This window comes from Pseudomonas sp. GD03875, assembly GCF_029840585.1.
GTDB lineage: Bacteria > Pseudomonadota > Gammaproteobacteria > Pseudomonadales > Pseudomonadaceae > Aquipseudomonas > Aquipseudomonas paralcaligenes.
The window spans coordinates 48,879-62,859 of sequence record NZ_JAOCCV010000032.1 but is presented as its reverse complement, the minus strand read 5'-3'; the positions used below and the strand labels follow the sequence as shown (position 1 = coordinate 62,859).

The window sequence follows — 13,981 nt, the reverse complement described above, 5'->3', positions numbered from 1 at the left end:
GGGCCTGGATGACCTTCTCCTTGTCGTAGTTCTGGATGCCGTTGGTATCCAGGTACATGGAGAAGCCGGGCAGTTCGTGCTCGACATAGCTGGAGCGGGCGCCCAGGTCGCGGCGGAAGTCCACCACCTGGTAGATCTGCACCGGACGGCTGAAGCCCTTGACCACGATCTGGCCCTTGTCGCGGCACATGATCACGTCCTTGATCAGCGAGTAGGTCTCGTGGGAGATGAGAATCTCGCCGGCTTCCGAGGAGATTTCCAGGCGGCTGGCCAGGTTCACCTCGCGGCCGATGATGGTGTAGTCCATGCGCGTGTCGGCGCCGAAGTTGCCCACGGTGCAATAGCCCGTGTTGAGCCCCATGCGGATCTCCAGCGGCTTGGTGATGCCCTGGGCGCGCCACTGCTGGCGCAGCACCTTCATGTGCTTGCGCATGGCGACGGCCATGGACACGGCGTTCACCGCGTCTTTCTTGGCGCCCTGGCTGGTGGGGTCGCCGAAGAACACCAGCACGCTGTCGCCGACGAACTTGTCGATGGTGCCGCCGTACTTGAGGGCGATCTTCGACATTTCGTTGAGGTAGGTGTTGAGCAGGTCGGTCAGCTGCTCGGCTTCCAATTCCTCGGCCAGTTCGCTGAAGCCCTTGATGTCGGAAAAGAACACGGTGAGCTTCTTGCGCTGGGTTTCCAGGCGCACGTGCTTCTTGCCGCTGAAGATCATCTCCCACACCTGGGGCGACAGGTACTTGGCGAGGTTGCGCGCCAGGCGCGCGGCCTTTTCCTGCTCGCGTTTGATCTCGATGCGCGCCTGGGTCAGGCGCATGCCCTGTTCATTGACGAAGAAGGCGGTGATGCAGATGTACAGGGTAGTCAGCAGGATGCTGACCAGGGCCACCAGGCTCGGCGTGGCGATGTTGATTTCCGGCTTCAGCAGGGCGGCGTTCAAGGCCATGCTGCCGGTCGCCACCAGAAGCGCCATGCCCATCTTGCGCAGGCCGCCGGCGATCAGTGCGCTGAAGCTCAGCGTCAGCAGGAACATCAGGGTGGGTACGAGGGAAAACGTCATCAGCACGGCAGCCGCGCCGGCATGCAGGGCGTCGATGAACAGCAGGACCAGGTTGGTCTGCTGCGGGTAGTCGCGTTTGAAGCGATTGCTGAGGTGGTAGGCCAGATGCGGATAGAGCAGGGCGTAGGGCACCAGCCAGAGGATGTCGTAGCCGAAGTGCTGGCTGTAGGTGCCGGCGGCGACGGCGGCGGCCGGGGCTATGTAGGCCAGCACTCGCGAATAATACTCGCGGAGCAACGGGGCAGGCTGCGCCCCGGGTGTTTCCTGGACGGCGAATTTCATGCGGTATGGACTATCCCTGCTGGATTTCTGACGCCTCTGGCGGGCATCTGGACTCTGCAATAGCCGAGCCAGCGGGATCATAACGAGGAGCAGGTCACACGACCAGTAGGGAGTGCCGAGTGGCGTCGCGAGGGGAGCAGGAGGTCGGGCGGCGGTGCGCGTGGAGCGCACCTCCGCCGATGGGATCAGAAGCGGATACGGCCGGTGAAGGCGTCCTTGAGCATCACCCAGTCGCCCATGAGGCTGTACAGCGGGTACTTGAAGGTGGCTGGCTTGTTCTTCTCGAAGACGAAGTGGCCGACCCAGGCGAAGCCATAGCCGGCCAGCGGCATGGCCAGCAGCCAGAGCCATTGCTGGGTGACCACGGCGTAGGCGAGGATGCCCAGCACCAGAAGGCTGCCGACATAATGCAGGCGGCGGCACACGTCGTTGCTGTGTTCCTGCAGGTAGTAGGGATAGAACTCGGCGAAGCTGTTGAAGCGGGCGGTGGTTTCAGCGCTCATGGCATACCTCCTGTCATTGTTGGACAACAGTCTAACCAGGCTGTCTTCCGCGGCCAGTGACATACAGGGCCAGTTTAGTATCCTCATGGCGCCAAAGCGTGCTTAGCCATATAAGAACAGAACCACCGATGAGCGAACGTACTACTTCTTCCAGCTGGGCCTCCAGCATCGTCCAGGCGCTGGAACTGGAGGGCCTCGATTGCCGTGCGCTGTTCGCCCGGCTGGGGCTGGACTACGCCGCGTTGGAAGACCCGGAGGCGCGCTTCCCGCAGGACGACATGACCCGGCTGTGGCACCTGGCGGTAGACGTCTCGGGCAACCCGGCCATCGGCCTGAACATGGCGCGCCTGTCGGTGCGGCCGACCGCCTTCCATGTGGTGGGCTACGCGCTGATGTCCAGCCGCAACCTGCGGGAAGGCTTCAATCGCCTGGTGCGCTACCAGCGGATCATCGCCGAGGGCTCCGACCTGAGCTTCCACGTGCGCCCGGACGGCTACGAGCTGACCCTGGCGATCCACGGCGACCGTCTGCCTGCCGCCAGGCAGAGCTGCGAGGCCTCGCTGGCCCATACCCTGACCTTCTGCCGCTGGCTGACCGGCAAGCCGATGACTCCGCGCCAGGTCAGCTTCCAGGGGCCGCCGCCGGAGCGCCTGGAACTGTACCGCGAGGTGTTCCAGGCGCCGCTGCGCTTCAACGCCGAGCACTACGGCCTGCTGTTCGACCGTGCCGACCTGGACGCGCCGCTGCCCTCCGCCAACGAGGCGCTGGCGCAGCTGCACGACCGTTTCGCCGGCGAGTACCTGGCGCGCTTCTCCGAGAGCCGCGTGACTCACCAGGTGCGCCAGGTGCTGTGCCGCCTGCTGCCCCAGGGCGAGCCCAAGCGCGAGGCGGTGGCCCAGGCGCTGCTGCTGTCCGAGCGCACCCTGCAGCGCCGCCTGCAGGAGGAAGGCACCAGTTACCAGCAGCTGCTCGACGATACCCGCCGCGAACTGGCCGAGCAGTACCTGGCCCAGCCCAACCTCACCCTGCTGGAAATCGCCTACCTGCTCGGCTTCGCCGACCCCAGCAACTTCTTCCGCGCCTTCCGCCGCTGGTTCGACGCCACCCCCGGAGAATACCGGGCGCGCTTGTGAGGGTTGGCAGAGAGACCCGGCCCGGCGTGCGGACGTGCGGTGCCCGGCTCGGTAAAAATCCGCCCAGGCCGTCGCGAGCGCGCCTCAGCCGCGGGCGGCCAGCGCGCAGCAAGCGCAGTGGACTCCTGTCCATGAGCATTGCGAGCACTGCCCGCACGCGGATCAGGCGTGCGCAGCAGGTCTGAGCGGATTTTTCAGTGGCGCCAGAAGGCGGGGAAGAGCAACACCAGCACCGTAAGGATCTCCAGCCTGCCCAGCAGCATCCCGGCGCTGAGCAGCCACTTAGCAGTGTCCGGCAGGCTGGCGTAGGTGCCGGCCGGGCCGATCACCGGGCCCATGCCGGGGCCTACGCCCGACACCGTGCTGGCCGCGCCGGACAGCGCGGTGATCCAGTCCAGCCCGCACAGGCTGAGGGCCAGGGCCAGGGCGGCGATGGTGATGGTGAAGAAGAAGGAGAAGGCCAGGATCGAGCGGACGATGTCCTCGTCCAGGCGGTGGCGGTTGTACTGCTGCTTGATCACCGCGCGCGGGTGGACCAGCTGCATCAGGTTGGCCTTGAGCAGGATGAAGGCGACCTGGAAGCGGAACACCTTGAGGCCGCCGGCGGTGGAGCCGGAGCAGCCGCCGATGAAACCGAGGTAGAAGAACAGCATGGTCGAGAAGCCGCCCCACAGGCTGTAGTCGCCGAGGGCGAAGCCCGTGGTGGTCATGATCGACGTGGTGTTCACCGCCACGTGGCGCAGGGCCTCCAGCCAGTGCAGCTGGGTAGTCAGGGTGTACCAGGTGGCCAGCGCCACCCAGCTGCCGAGCAGAACGAAGATGAAGCCGCGCACCTGTTCGTCGCGGATCAGCGCCCGGACGTTGCCGCGCAGGGCCGAGACGTAGAGCACGAACGGCAGGCTGCCGCAGATCATCACCACCACTGCCACCCAGTGCACGGCTGGCTGCTGCCACTTGGCCAGGGAGGCGTCCGAGGTGGAGAAGCCGCCGGTGGAGATGGCGGACATCGCGTGGTTGACGGCGTCGAACAGGTTCATTCCGGCCAGCCAGAAGCCCAGCACGGCCAGCGCGCTGAGGCCGACGTAGGCCACCACCATGTACTTGGCGACCATGTGCGAGCGTGGCATGACCTTGTCCGAACGGTCCGAGGACTCGGTCTGGAACAGGCGCATGCCGCCGATGCGCAGCATCGGCAGGATCGCCACGGCCATCGCGATGAAGCCGATGCCGCCGAGCCAGTGCAGCATCGAGCGCCAGATCAGGATGCCCGGCGACATGTCGTCTAGGCCGATGAAGATGGTGGCGCCGGTCGCGGTGATGCCGGACATGCTCTCGAAATACGCGTCCGTGAAGCTGGCGTGCTGGGTGAAGATGAAGGGCAGGGTGGCGAAGACCGACACCAGCACCCAGCTGGAGACGGTCAGCATGTACATGTCGCGGGGGCGCAGCTGGCCGTGCTGCGGGCGGCCCTGGGCGACCATCGAGATGCCGGCGACGAAGGTGATCAGGCTGGACCAGAGGAAGGCGTCGATGCTCTGGGGTTGCTTGAACACCAGCAGCGTGGCCACGGGAACCAGCATGCTGACGGCCAGGGTGACCAGGAAGATGCCGTTGATGAAAGCGAGGATGCGTAGGGTGGGCAGAGACATCGGGTTCCTTTCCGCGCTGCGGTACCGTCGATTCTAGAGCAGGCGAGGGCGCGCGGGGTGGGGCGGGTGCCGGTTGCGCATGGGCGCGCCATTCTACCTTGGCGTCAGGCTCTGTAAATCCATTCCTGGGGGGCTTCACAGCGATCGGCGGATTCATAGAATAGACACCCGATCGCCGGCCATGTCCGGTTTCTTCGTGCCCTCCCCATCATGTCCGAAAACAACCCCTGCCTCACTTGCGGCGCCTGCTGCGCGCATTTCCGTGTGTCCTTCTTCTGGGGCGAGTGCCGCTCCGCCGGCGGCAGCGTGCCGGACGAGCTGGTCGAACAGGTCGGCCCGCACCATGTGGCCATGCTCGGCACCACCGCCAAGCCGGCGCGCTGTGTCGGGCTGCTCGGCGACGTGGGCTGCGGCACGCGCTGCAGCCTCTACGAGAAGCGCTCCAGCACCTGTCGGGAATTCACCGCCAGTTGGCAGGATGGCCAGCACAACGCCCACTGCGATGCCGCGCGGGCGGCCTACGGGTTACCGCCCCTGACCCCGCCGCTGATGCCCGAGCAGGTGGCCTGACGCTGCGCCAGCCGTCGCGGTCGCTTCTAAGAGCCTATTCAAAATCTGCTGTGCGTCGGCTCTGCTGCGTTAAAAACAGGCTCGGAATGCTCATTTACACCAGTAAACTCCGCTTCCTCGCCTGTTTTTGCCTTGCATAGCGCTAGCTCGCGAGATTTTGAACAGACTCTAAGCGTCAACAGACCCTAGAATGGCGGCCTGTTCCTACCGGGAGAAGGCCATGCAAGCCCTCGATCTGCTGCTCAACCGCGTCTCCGTCGGCCGCCTGCTGGCGCCCGCGCCCGATGCGGCCCAGCGCGAGCTGATGTTCCGCGCCGCCCTGCGCGCGCCCGACCACGGACAATTGCGCCCCTGGCGCTTCCTGACCGTGGAAGGCGAGGCGCGGGTGCGGCTCGGTGAGCTGTACGCGGAGGCGCTGGCCGGCGACCCGGCGACCCGGCCCGAGGCGCTGGACAAGGCGCGCGCCATGCCCCTGCGCGCGCCGCTGGTGGTGGTGGTGATCGCACGCCTCAGCGAGCACCCCAAGGTGCCGCAGGAAGAGCAGGTGCTATCCGCCGGCTGCGCCGTCCACAGCCTGCTGCTGGCGGCCCAGGCGCTGGGCTTCGGCGGCATCTGGCGCACCGGCGACCTGGCCCACCATCCTCATGTGCTGCGCGGCCTGGGGCTGGCCGCCAACGAGAAGATCGTCGGCTTCCTCTACCTCGGCAGCTTCGAGGGCGCGAGGCGTGTCCCGCCGGCCCTGGAACCCGGCGATTTCGTCAGCGCCTGGCAGGGCTGAAACGCCCGCGCGAGCGGCAGACGCTCAAAGCTCGTCCAGCGGGGCGAGCAGGAATTCCTCGCGGTCTTCATCGATGCTGGCCGCCGCTGCCCGCAGGTATTCGGCGAAGCTCGGCGCGATCCAACTCATCTTGTCGGGATCGTGCACGTAGGCGATCACCTGTCCCGCCTGCCCCCTGGGGCCGGGATGGTTGTCGATCAGCAGCACGATGTCGCCGTAGAAGCTCGCGAACGGCAGCCAGCCCTGCTCCCACCAGTGGCCCGTCAGGCGTTCGTCCGTGCTGGCCGGGCCGGCCAGGTCCCACATGCGCTGGGCGCGTGCCTGCATGCTGCGCGCCTGGTCGAGGGCCTGTGGCGGGGTGAGGAAATCCAGCGAATCGATGAAGCCCGGTCGCTGGAAAAAAGGCTGCGGGCAGTCCGCACTGCTGCCGCGGGTCATGCGCCAGAGCGCGGCGAGGTCCGGCTCCACGGGGCCGAGTTCCTGCTGGACGACCGCCAGCTCCTGTTCCGAGGCCGGCGGCATGAGTTCGAACGGCAGTTCGAATGCCTCGTACACGGCGCGCAGGTGGGCGAGATACTGGTCGGGGCTCATGAGAATGTCCTATTGGTCGGCCGCCAGTGGCAGCGCCAGGGTAGCGATGAAACCACCTTCCGGGTGATTGCCCAATAGTAGTTGCCCATCGTGACGCTCCGCCGCGCGGCGGGCGATGGCCAGTCCCAGGCCATGCCCGGGCGCCGCCTGGTTGGGGGCGCGGAAGAACGGCTCGCCCAGGTGCTCCAGCAGCTCTGGGGGGACGCCGGGGCCGTGGTCGCGGATGGCGATCAGCAACTGGCCCTCGTGACGTTTGACGTCCACCTCGATGGGCCGGTCCGGCGGGGAGAATCGCAGGGCGTTGCGCAGCAGGTTGTCCATGGCGCGGGCGAGCATGTCTGGCCAACCCGAGAGTGCGAAGGGGTGCTCGTCCATGTGGACCTGCAGCGTCTGCTCGGGCGCGGCCAGGGCGGTGTCGGCCTGCAACTGGTCGAGCAACTGGCGCAGGTTGATCGGCCGTGCCGCGCCAGGGTCGGCGTCCAGGCGCGCCAGGGCGAGGATCTCGCCGATCAGGGCTTCCAGGCGATCGCATTCCTGGGAGAGACGCCCCCACAGCTGTTCGCGCTGGGACGGCTCGGCCCGCTCCGCCAATGCCAGCGCCACGCGCAGGCGCGCCAGCGGCGAGCGCAGTTCGTGGGAAACGTCGCGCAGCAGCTGGCGCTGGCTGCCGATCAGGTCCTGCAGGCGCGAGCCCATGCGGTTGAAGTCACGGGCCAGCAGGCCGAGCTCGTCGCCGCGCTTGGCGAGGCGCTCCAGGCTGTGCTGCTGATAGGCAGTCTGCCCGAGGTCATGCACGGCGCCACGCAGGCGACCGAGCGGGCGGGTAATGGAGAGCGTCAGCAGCACGCTGATGGCGGTCAGCACCACCAGGGCGATGCCGAAGGCGCTGAACGGCCAGAACAGGCTAGCGCGGTGCCACTCCATCAGTTCGGGATGGGGGATGCGGTAGATGAACAGGTAGGTCTCGCCGTTCGGGCTGATGTATTCCTCGGTCAGGCGCCGCCAGGGCAGGCGCTTGTCGTTGCGCTGGCGTGCCTCGTAGGCGGCGGCGCGGGCCGGGAAGGTGCCGCTCACCAGGTTCTGGCCGTTGTCGTCCAGCACCTGGGTATCGATGTGGAAGCGCTTCTTGCGTTGCTCCAGGAAGCGCTGTGCGGCTTCGGCGCCCTGTTCCTCGAATTTCTGTGACCAGCGCTCGGCGAGATTGTCCAGCGCGGGGTGATGGGCCAGTACCCATGCGTCCTGGTTCAGGGCCCGGCTGAGCAGCAGGGACAAGCCCGACACCAGGGCGACGGCCAGCCAGAAGCTGGCGAAGATGCGCCAGAACATCGAACGCATGGGGACTCCTCGATAAAAGAAGAACCCGGCGGTTGGTCGGGTCCGTGGGCTGGTCGGATATTACTCGGCCTTCTTGGCTTTCTCCGCTTTCCAGGCCTCGAATTCCTGGCGCTCGGTCCGGCGCTTTTCCATCTCGGCCTTGTGCGCGTCGAAGGTCTTCTGCTGCTCGGGCGTCAGGATGGCGCGGATGGCCTTCTGATGTTCCAGGCGGCTGTTCTCCAGCTCCTTCTTCATGGCGTCCTGCTCGGCCTTGGGCAGCTTGTCCAGGTACTTGCGGGTGATCTCGCGCGGCGCATCGCGCTGTTCGCGCATCAGCTTGCCGATCTGCTGGCGCTGTTCGGCGCTGAGGTCGAGGTCCTTGAATGGACGCTTGCCGTGCTCGCGGTGTTCGCTGTGCATGCCTCTTTCACAGCCGCCGTGTTTGCCCGGAGCGCCGTCGGGCATGGCCAGGGCGATGGCCGGCAGGCTGGCAGCCAGCAGCAGGGCGGTAAGAGTCTTGCGCATGGGTATCTCCTTCTCTGGGCCGGTGGATTACCGGATGAGCTCAGTCTAGGGAGGGCAAGGTCAGGCGCGGTCAGCGGAGGGTAAAGGCTGGGTAAAGCCAGGGTTCAGGGGGCGTAGTAGTAGCCGCGGCTGCGCAGGGCCACGATGCGTGGGCGGCCGTCCGGGTGTGGGCCGAGCTTCTTGCGCAGGTTGCTGACGTGCATGTCCAGGCTGCGGTCGTACAGGGTCAGCTTGCGGCCCAGCGCCAGCCGGGCCAGGGTCTGCTTGTCCACCGGCTCGCCGGGTTGTTGCAGCAGGGCTTCGAGGATGCGGCCCTCGGACAGGGTCAGGCTGATCTCGTGCTCGCCGAGGCAGGCCACCCCGCGTTGCGGGCTGTAGCTGATGTCGCCCAGTTCCAGCCGCGACGGCGTGGCCACCGGCAGGCTGCGGCGCAGCACGGCGCGCAGGCGGGCGGTCAGTTCGCGGGGGTCGCAGGGCTTGGCCAGGTAGTCGTCGGCACCCAGCTCCAGCCCGAGGATGCGGTCCAGCGGTTCGCCGCGGGCCGAGAGCATCAGCACCGGCAGTTCGGCGTGGTCGCTGCGCAGTTGCTTGAGCAGTTCCAGGCCGCTGCCGTCGGGCAGCATCACGTCGAGGATCACCGCCGCCGGCGTCTGCTCGGCCAGCGCCACGCGGGCGCTGACGCCGTCGTGGCTGGCGCGCACGGCGAAGCCTTCCTGGTGCAGCCAGCTGGCCAGTAGCTCGCAGAGTTCGCGATCGTCGTCGATCAGCAGCAGGTCGGTCATGGCGGCGCTCACGTTCAGGCCCATTCGCTGCGGCGCCGGCCGCGTCCGGCGGCGCTCAGACGGCCGACGATGAAGGCGATCAGGGCGGTGCCGGCGCCGATGGCGAACCACAGCTGCTGCTCGCTGAGCAGGCGCGGTGGCTGTTCGGCTTGGGCCTGCTTGAGCTGCAGCTTGAGGCGCTGGTTGTCCTGGCGCAGGCGGCCGATCTGCGCGGTCTCGCGCTCGCCGGAGGCGGCCTGGGCTTCCACGAGCAGGCGCTGGCTCTCCGTCAGCTCCCGTTGCAGCGCGGCGATCTGTTCGGCGCCGTCGGCGGGTGTGGAAACTCCTGGCGCTGCCGGAAGTTGGGATTCTTCGGCATGCAGCGCGGGCGCCGCGCAGAGAACGACGAGCAGCAGATAGAACGTGCCTTGGCGCATGGGGAACTCCGGTTTCCGAAAGGTGCGAATGGACCCGCGTCGGCTCGTTGGATCAGGGCAGTACCCGCTTGAACGGCTTGACCACCACGCTGGCGTAGACGCCGGCTGCGCGGTAGGGGTCGGCGTCGGCCCAGCTCTGCGCCGCGCCCAGCGATTCGAACTCGGCGACGATCAGGCTGCCGGAGAAGCCGGCCGGGCCGGGATCGTTGCTGTCCACCGCCGGGTGGGGGCCGGCCAGCACCAGGCGGCCCTCGGCCTTCAGCTGCTCCAGGCGCGCCAGGTGGGCCGGACGGCTGGCCAGGCGTTTTTCCAGGGACTCGGGGGCATCGCTGGCAATGATGGCGTAGAGCATGTCAGTCCTTGCTTTGCTGCGGGGTTTCGTCGTGGATGTGGCGGGCCAGGTAGATGCCCTGGGCGATCAGGAAAATCACCGTCATGCCGAGGCTGCCGAAAACTTTGAAGTCGACCCAGATGTCATGAAAGGTGAAGGCCACGAACAGGTTGGCGCAGCCGCTGAAGACGAAGAAGGCGATCCAGGCGAGGTTGAGGCGGGTCCAGACCTGCTGCGGCAGGCTCACGGCGTGGCCCATGATGCGCTGGATCAGCACCTTGTCACCGATGAAGTGGCTGCCGGCGAAGCCGAGGGCGAACAGCCAGTTGACCACCGGCGCCTTCCACTTGAGGAAGGTCTCGCTGTGGAAGGCCAGGGTCAGGCTGCCGAACACCAGGCAGGCCAGCAGTGTCAGCCATTGGCTCTTCTCCAGTTTGCGCTGGAGGACGAACAGGGCGCTGTAGACCAGCAGGGAGCTGATGATCAGCACGGCGGTGGCGCTGAAGATGCCGCCCAGCTCGACGCTGTCGCCGGCCAGTTCGACGGTGCGGGGATCGAGCTTGTAGACGATGAAGAAGAGGATGAGCGGGATGAAATCGATGAATTGTTTCACGGCGGCAGCCAGAAGCGGGATGTGGCGGCATAATAACAAACAACCTCATTAACGAAAGACGCCGCATGAAGGTCGACCTGCACTGCCACAGCACCGCCTCGGACGGCGTACTCGCGCCGTCCGTGCTGGTCGAGCGCGCCCACGCCCGGGGCGTCGAGGTGCTGGCGCTGACCGACCACGACACCCTCGAGGGGCTGGCCGAGGCACGGCGCACGGCGGACGGGCTGGGCCTGCGCCTGATCAACGGTATCGAGCTGTCCTGCACCTGGGGCGGGGCGACCATCCATGTGCTCGGCTACGACTTCGCCGCCGATGCGCCGGCCCTGCGCCGGACCATCGAGGACCTGCACCAGGGCCGCTGGCTGCGCGCCGAGGAAATCTCCCACCGGCTGGCTGCCAAGGGCATGCCCGGCGCCCTCGAGGGTGCCCGCGAGGTGCAGCAGGGCCTGGGCGACAGCGGCAACGCGCCGGCTCGGCCGCACTTCGCCGAATTCCTGGTGCGTGCCGGCCATGTGCGCGACCACGCCGAGGCGTTCCGCAAGTGGCTGGGCTCGGGCAAGCTGGGCGACGTGAAGCAGCACTGGCCTAGCCTGGAGCAGACGGTGGGCACGCTCGCGGACTCGGGCGCCTGGATCAGCCTGGCGCACCCCTGGCAGTACGACTTCACCCGCAGCAAGCGGCGCCGCCTGGTGGCCGACTTCATCGCCGCCGGCGGCCACGCGCTGGAGGTGGTCAACGGTCTGCAGCCGGCCGAGCAGGTCGGCGGCCTGGCCATCCTGGCCCGCGAGTTCGGCATGCTGGCCTCCGTCGGCAGCGATTTCCACGCCCCTGGCGACTGGTCGGAGCTCGGCATGTACCGTCCGCTGCCGGAAGACCTGTCTCCTCTATGGGAGCGCTTCGATCATGCACGCGCTGTTACCGCCTGAGCAGGGAGAGTTCATGAGCCAGTTCTTCCAGGTCCACCCGGAAAACCCGCAACCGCGCCTGATCAAGCAGGCGGTGGAAATCCTCCGCGGCGGCGGGGTGATCGTGTACCCAACCGATTCCTCCTACGCCATCGGCTGCCTGATCGGCGACAAGGGCGCGGTGGAGCGCATCCGCCGCCTGCGCCAGCTGGACGACAAGCACAACTTCACCCTGGTGTGCAGCGACCTGTCGCAGATCGGCCTGTTCGCCAAGGTCGATACCGGCGCCTTCCGCATGCTCAAGGCCCACACGCCCGGGCCCTATACCTTCATCCTCAACGCTACCCGCGAGGTGCCGCGCATGCTGCTGCACCCCAAGCGCCGCACCATCGGCCTGCGGGTGCCGGCCCATCCCATCGCCCTGGCCCTGGCCGAACAGCTCGGCGAGCCGCTGATGAGCGTGAGCCTGATCCTGCCGGGCGAAGAGCTGCCGATGAGCGATCCCTACGAGATGCGCCAGATCCTCGAACACCAGGTCGACTTGGTGATCGACGGCGGCTACGGCGGCCTGGAAGCCTCCACCGTGGTCAACCTGGCCGATGGCGAGCCCGAGGTGTTCCGCGTCGGCTGTGGCGATCCGACGCCGTTCCAGAAGGATGAGGCGTGAGCGAGCAGGTCGACAGCCAGGCGAACGCCCAGCAGGAGCTGCCGTTCGCCCTCGTCTACGGCCAGGCCGTCACCGAGCTGCCGCTGGACCTGTACATCCCGCCGGACGCCCTGGAGGTCTTCCTCGAAGCCTTCGAAGGCCCGCTGGACCTGCTGCTGTACCTGATCCGCAAGCAGAACATCGACATCCTCGATATCCCGGTGGCCGAGATCACCAAGCAGTACATGGGCTATGTCGAGCTGATGAAGTCGGTGCGCCTGGAGCTGGCCGCCGAGTACCTGGTGATGGCCGCCATGCTGGCCGAGATCAAGTCGCGCATGCTCCTGCCGCGCTCGTCCGAGATCGAGGAAGAGGAAGACGACCCGCGCGCCGAGCTGATCCGCCGCCTGCAGGAATACGAGCGCTACAAGGCCGCCGCCGAGGGCCTGGACGAGTTGCCGCGGGTCGGTCGCGACATCAGCGTGCCGCGCCTCGACGCCCCCGAGGCACGGGCGCGCAAGCTGCTGCCGGACGTCAGCCTGGAAGAGGTGCTGCTGTCCATGGCCGAGGTGCTGCGCCGCGCCGACATGTTCGAGAGCCACCAGGTGACCCGCGAGGCCTTGTCCACCCGCGAGCGCATGAGCGAGGTGCTGGAGAAGCTCAAGGGCGCCGGTTTCGTGCCGTTCGTCGCGCTTTTCGCCGCGGAGGAGGGGCGCCTGGGCGTGGTGGTCACCTTCATGGCGGTGCTCGAACTGATCAAGGAACAACTGGTGGAACTGGTGCAGAATGAGCCCTTCGCACCCATCCACGTCCGCGCCCGAGCCGAATAGATGAACCTGAACGACCCCAAGGAACTCGCTTCCCTGCTGGAAGCCTGGCTGTTGGCCCAGGGCCGGCCGCTGTCGCTGGAGCGCCTGGGCGAGCTGTTCGAAGAGGGCGAGCGGCCGGAGCCCGCGCAGATCCGCGAGGCGCTGGACGTGCTGCGCAATTCCTGCGAGGGGCGGGCCTTCGAACTGAAGGAAGTGGCCTCCGGCTACCGCCTGCAGGTGCGCGAGAAGTTCGCCCCCTGGGTCGGCCGCCTGTGGGAGGAGCGCCCGCAGCGCTATTCCCGAGCGATGCTCGAGACCCTGGCGCTGATCGCCTACCGCCAGCCGATCACCCGCGGCGAGATCGAGGACATCCGTGGCGTGGCGGTCAACAGCCAGATCGTCAAGACCCTGCAGGAGCGCGACTGGATCCGCGTGGTCGGCTACCGCGACGTGCCGGGCAAGCCGGCCATGCTCGCCACCACCCGCGCCTTCCTCGACTACTTCAACCTGAAGAGCCTGGAAGAACTGCCGCCGCTGGCCGTCCTGCGCGAACTGGAACCCGAGCCTGTGCTGGCGCTGGATGACGACATGCCGGTGCCGGCTGCGCTGCAGGCCAGGGTGGATGCCGAGGGGGAAGAGCAGGAGGCGGCCGAGCCGCGCGAGGAAACCAGTTTCCGCAGCCTGCTGGTCGAACTGGACCAGATGGAACAGGGCCTGAAGATCGACTTCGACGACCTGCCGCGGACCGAGGAGCCGGAAGAGGATCAGGGCGAGACGCTGGATGCCGGCGACTCCCTGCATTGACCGGATTGAGACTTTCAATCCCGGCCCGACTTCGTTCCGTCCTATGCTGGCGACGCTTTTTCCCGACAGGTTGGCGCCATGAGCAAGAGTCCCTGCATCAAGGTCTGCGAGTTCGACGACGACATCTGCGTCGGCTGCGGCCGCAGCAAGCGCGAGATCAAGGCCTGGAAGAAGCTCGACAAGGCCGAGCGCTTCGCCCTGCTGGCCGAGGCCGACCTGCGCCTGCTGGCTTTCGAGGCCACCGGCCGGCGCAAGAGCCGCTGAGCG

18 protein-coding genes are annotated in these 13,981 nt (G+C 67.1%); 8 read left to right on the top strand and 10 right to left on the bottom strand.

Going from position 1 to position 13,981, the window contains the following annotated elements:
* Together N5D30_RS21610 and N5D30_RS21605 are read right to left on the bottom strand one after the other, a co-directional pair.
* Positions 1–1,345 (bottom strand): adenylate/guanylate cyclase domain-containing protein (locus tag N5D30_RS21610; protein ID WP_279910657.1); only part of this gene is annotated, 1,345 nt, incomplete at its 3' end.
* Positions 1,346–1,530: 185 nt separating this feature from the next.
* A complete protein-coding gene (locus N5D30_RS21605; RefSeq protein WP_220812810.1) occupies positions 1,531–1,848 on the bottom strand; it encodes an Mpo1-like protein in 318 nt (105 codons plus the stop codon).
* 128 nt (positions 1,849–1,976) lie between these two features.
* Here N5D30_RS21605 and N5D30_RS21600 point away from each other — a divergent pair, with 128 nt between their 5' ends.
* Complete coding sequence (locus N5D30_RS21600) at positions 1,977–2,981, top strand: AraC family transcriptional regulator (protein ID WP_279910656.1); 1,005 nt, start codon at positions 1,977–1,979, stop codon at positions 2,979–2,981.
* A gap of 194 nt (positions 2,982–3,175) precedes the next feature.
* Here the strand turns inward: N5D30_RS21600 and N5D30_RS21595 are convergent, their stop codons facing one another.
* Entirely contained in the window at positions 3,176–4,630 is a 1,455-nt protein-coding gene (locus tag N5D30_RS21595; RefSeq protein WP_220812812.1) for a TrkH family potassium uptake protein, read from the bottom strand.
* Positions 4,631–4,840: 210 nt separating this feature from the next.
* Here N5D30_RS21595 and N5D30_RS21590 point away from each other — a divergent pair, with 210 nt between their 5' ends.
* Entirely contained in the window at positions 4,841–5,200 is a 360-nt protein-coding gene (locus N5D30_RS21590) for a YkgJ family cysteine cluster protein (RefSeq protein ID WP_220812813.1), read from the top strand.
* A 220-nt stretch (positions 5,201–5,420) separates the two neighbouring features.
* Complete coding sequence (locus tag N5D30_RS21585) at positions 5,421–5,978, top strand: NAD(P)H nitroreductase (RefSeq protein ID WP_279910655.1); 558 nt, start codon at positions 5,421–5,423, stop codon at positions 5,976–5,978.
* A gap of 24 nt (positions 5,979–6,002) precedes the next feature.
* On the opposite strand, the gene N5D30_RS21580 is transcribed toward N5D30_RS21585, so the two are convergent.
* The 7 genes from N5D30_RS21580 to N5D30_RS21550 all read right to left on the bottom strand — a co-directional run bounded on the left by N5D30_RS21580 (position 6,003) and on the right by N5D30_RS21550 (position 10,550).
* Positions 6,003–6,569 (bottom strand): SMI1/KNR4 family protein, encoded by a 567-nt coding sequence (locus N5D30_RS21580; protein ID WP_279910654.1) that lies wholly within the window; start codon positions 6,567–6,569, stop codon positions 6,003–6,005.
* Positions 6,570–6,578: 9 nt separating this feature from the next.
* The gene (locus tag N5D30_RS21575; RefSeq protein ID WP_279910653.1) at positions 6,579–7,904 is read right to left on the bottom strand and encodes a HAMP domain-containing sensor histidine kinase; all 1,326 of its coding nucleotides are present in this window, start codon (positions 7,902–7,904) and stop codon (positions 6,579–6,581) included.
* Positions 7,905–7,964: 60 nt separating this feature from the next.
* Complete coding sequence (locus tag N5D30_RS21570) at positions 7,965–8,408, bottom strand: Spy/CpxP family protein refolding chaperone (RefSeq protein ID WP_279910652.1); 444 nt, start codon at positions 8,406–8,408, stop codon at positions 7,965–7,967.
* Positions 8,409–8,512: 104 nt separating this feature from the next.
* Entirely contained in the window at positions 8,513–9,190 is a 678-nt protein-coding gene (locus tag N5D30_RS21565; RefSeq protein WP_279910660.1) for a response regulator transcription factor, read from the bottom strand.
* 14 nt (positions 9,191–9,204) lie between these two features.
* On the bottom strand, positions 9,205–9,606 hold the full coding sequence (locus N5D30_RS21560) for a translation initiation factor 2 (RefSeq protein WP_279910651.1): 402 nt from the start codon (positions 9,604–9,606) through the stop codon (positions 9,205–9,207).
* 52 nt (positions 9,607–9,658) lie between these two features.
* Positions 9,659–9,958, bottom strand: coding sequence for a YciI family protein (locus tag N5D30_RS21555; RefSeq protein ID WP_220812819.1), 300 nt, complete (start codon positions 9,956–9,958; stop codon positions 9,659–9,661).
* Position 9,959: 1 nt separating this feature from the next.
* On the bottom strand, positions 9,960–10,550 hold the full coding sequence (locus N5D30_RS21550; RefSeq protein ID WP_279910650.1) for a septation protein A: 591 nt from the start codon (positions 10,548–10,550) through the stop codon (positions 9,960–9,962).
* Between the two features lie 65 nt (positions 10,551–10,615).
* Here N5D30_RS21550 and N5D30_RS21545 point away from each other — a divergent pair, with 65 nt between their 5' ends.
* The 5 genes from N5D30_RS21545 (at position 10,616) to N5D30_RS21525 (ending at position 13,978) form a co-directional block, all read left to right on the top strand.
* Positions 10,616–11,476, top strand: coding sequence for a PHP domain-containing protein (locus tag N5D30_RS21545; protein WP_279910649.1), 861 nt, complete (start codon positions 10,616–10,618; stop codon positions 11,474–11,476).
* A 13-nt stretch (positions 11,477–11,489) separates the two neighbouring features.
* Positions 11,490–12,122, top strand: coding sequence for an L-threonylcarbamoyladenylate synthase (locus tag N5D30_RS21540; RefSeq protein WP_220812822.1), 633 nt, complete (start codon positions 11,490–11,492; stop codon positions 12,120–12,122).
* 110 nt (positions 12,123–12,232) lie between these two features.
* Positions 12,233–12,931, top strand: coding sequence for a ScpA family protein (locus N5D30_RS21535; protein ID WP_220812877.1), 699 nt, complete (start codon positions 12,233–12,235; stop codon positions 12,929–12,931).
* Positions 12,932–13,714: an SMC-Scp complex subunit ScpB gene (gene scpB / locus N5D30_RS21530; protein WP_279910648.1), complete on the top strand. Its 783-nt coding sequence runs from the start codon at positions 12,932–12,934 to the stop codon at positions 13,712–13,714.
* A 78-nt stretch (positions 13,715–13,792) separates the two neighbouring features.
* Positions 13,793–13,978: a DUF1289 domain-containing protein gene (locus N5D30_RS21525; protein WP_220812824.1), complete on the top strand. Its 186-nt coding sequence runs from the start codon at positions 13,793–13,795 to the stop codon at positions 13,976–13,978.
* The last annotated feature ends 3 nt before the right edge of the window (positions 13,979–13,981 follow it).

What these genes read in the sequence shown, in the direction of transcription:
- N5D30_RS21605 (WP_220812810.1), bottom strand. Translation starts at nt 1,848, where the DNA reads ATGAGCGCTGAAACCACCGCCCGCTTCAACAGCTTCGCCGAGTTCTAT.
- N5D30_RS21600 (WP_279910656.1), top strand. Translation starts at nt 1,977, where the DNA reads ATGAGCGAACGTACTACTTCTTCCAGCTGGGCCTCCAGCATCGTCCAG.
- N5D30_RS21595 (WP_220812812.1), bottom strand. Translation starts at nt 4,630, where the DNA reads ATGTCTCTGCCCACCCTACGCATCCTCGCTTTCATCAACGGCATCTTC.
- N5D30_RS21590 (WP_220812813.1), top strand. Translation starts at nt 4,841, where the DNA reads ATGTCCGAAAACAACCCCTGCCTCACTTGCGGCGCCTGCTGCGCGCAT.
- N5D30_RS21585 (WP_279910655.1), top strand. Translation starts at nt 5,421, where the DNA reads ATGCAAGCCCTCGATCTGCTGCTCAACCGCGTCTCCGTCGGCCGCCTG.
- N5D30_RS21580 (WP_279910654.1), bottom strand. Translation starts at nt 6,569, where the DNA reads ATGAGCCCCGACCAGTATCTCGCCCACCTGCGCGCCGTGTACGAGGCA.
- N5D30_RS21575 (WP_279910653.1), bottom strand. Translation starts at nt 7,904, where the DNA reads ATGCGTTCGATGTTCTGGCGCATCTTCGCCAGCTTCTGGCTGGCCGTC.
- N5D30_RS21570 (WP_279910652.1), bottom strand. Translation starts at nt 8,408, where the DNA reads ATGCGCAAGACTCTTACCGCCCTGCTGCTGGCTGCCAGCCTGCCGGCC.
- N5D30_RS21565 (WP_279910660.1), bottom strand. Translation starts at nt 9,190, where the DNA reads ATGACCGACCTGCTGCTGATCGACGACGATCGCGAACTCTGCGAGCTA.
- N5D30_RS21560 (WP_279910651.1), bottom strand. Translation starts at nt 9,606, where the DNA reads ATGCGCCAAGGCACGTTCTATCTGCTGCTCGTCGTTCTCTGCGCGGCG.
- N5D30_RS21555 (WP_220812819.1), bottom strand. Translation starts at nt 9,958, where the DNA reads ATGCTCTACGCCATCATTGCCAGCGATGCCCCCGAGTCCCTGGAAAAA.
- N5D30_RS21545 (WP_279910649.1), top strand. Translation starts at nt 10,616, where the DNA reads ATGAAGGTCGACCTGCACTGCCACAGCACCGCCTCGGACGGCGTACTC.
- N5D30_RS21540 (WP_220812822.1), top strand. Translation starts at nt 11,490, where the DNA reads ATGAGCCAGTTCTTCCAGGTCCACCCGGAAAACCCGCAACCGCGCCTG.
- scpB (WP_279910648.1), top strand. Translation starts at nt 12,932, where the DNA reads ATGAACCTGAACGACCCCAAGGAACTCGCTTCCCTGCTGGAAGCCTGG.
- N5D30_RS21525 (WP_220812824.1), top strand. Translation starts at nt 13,793, where the DNA reads ATGAGCAAGAGTCCCTGCATCAAGGTCTGCGAGTTCGACGACGACATC.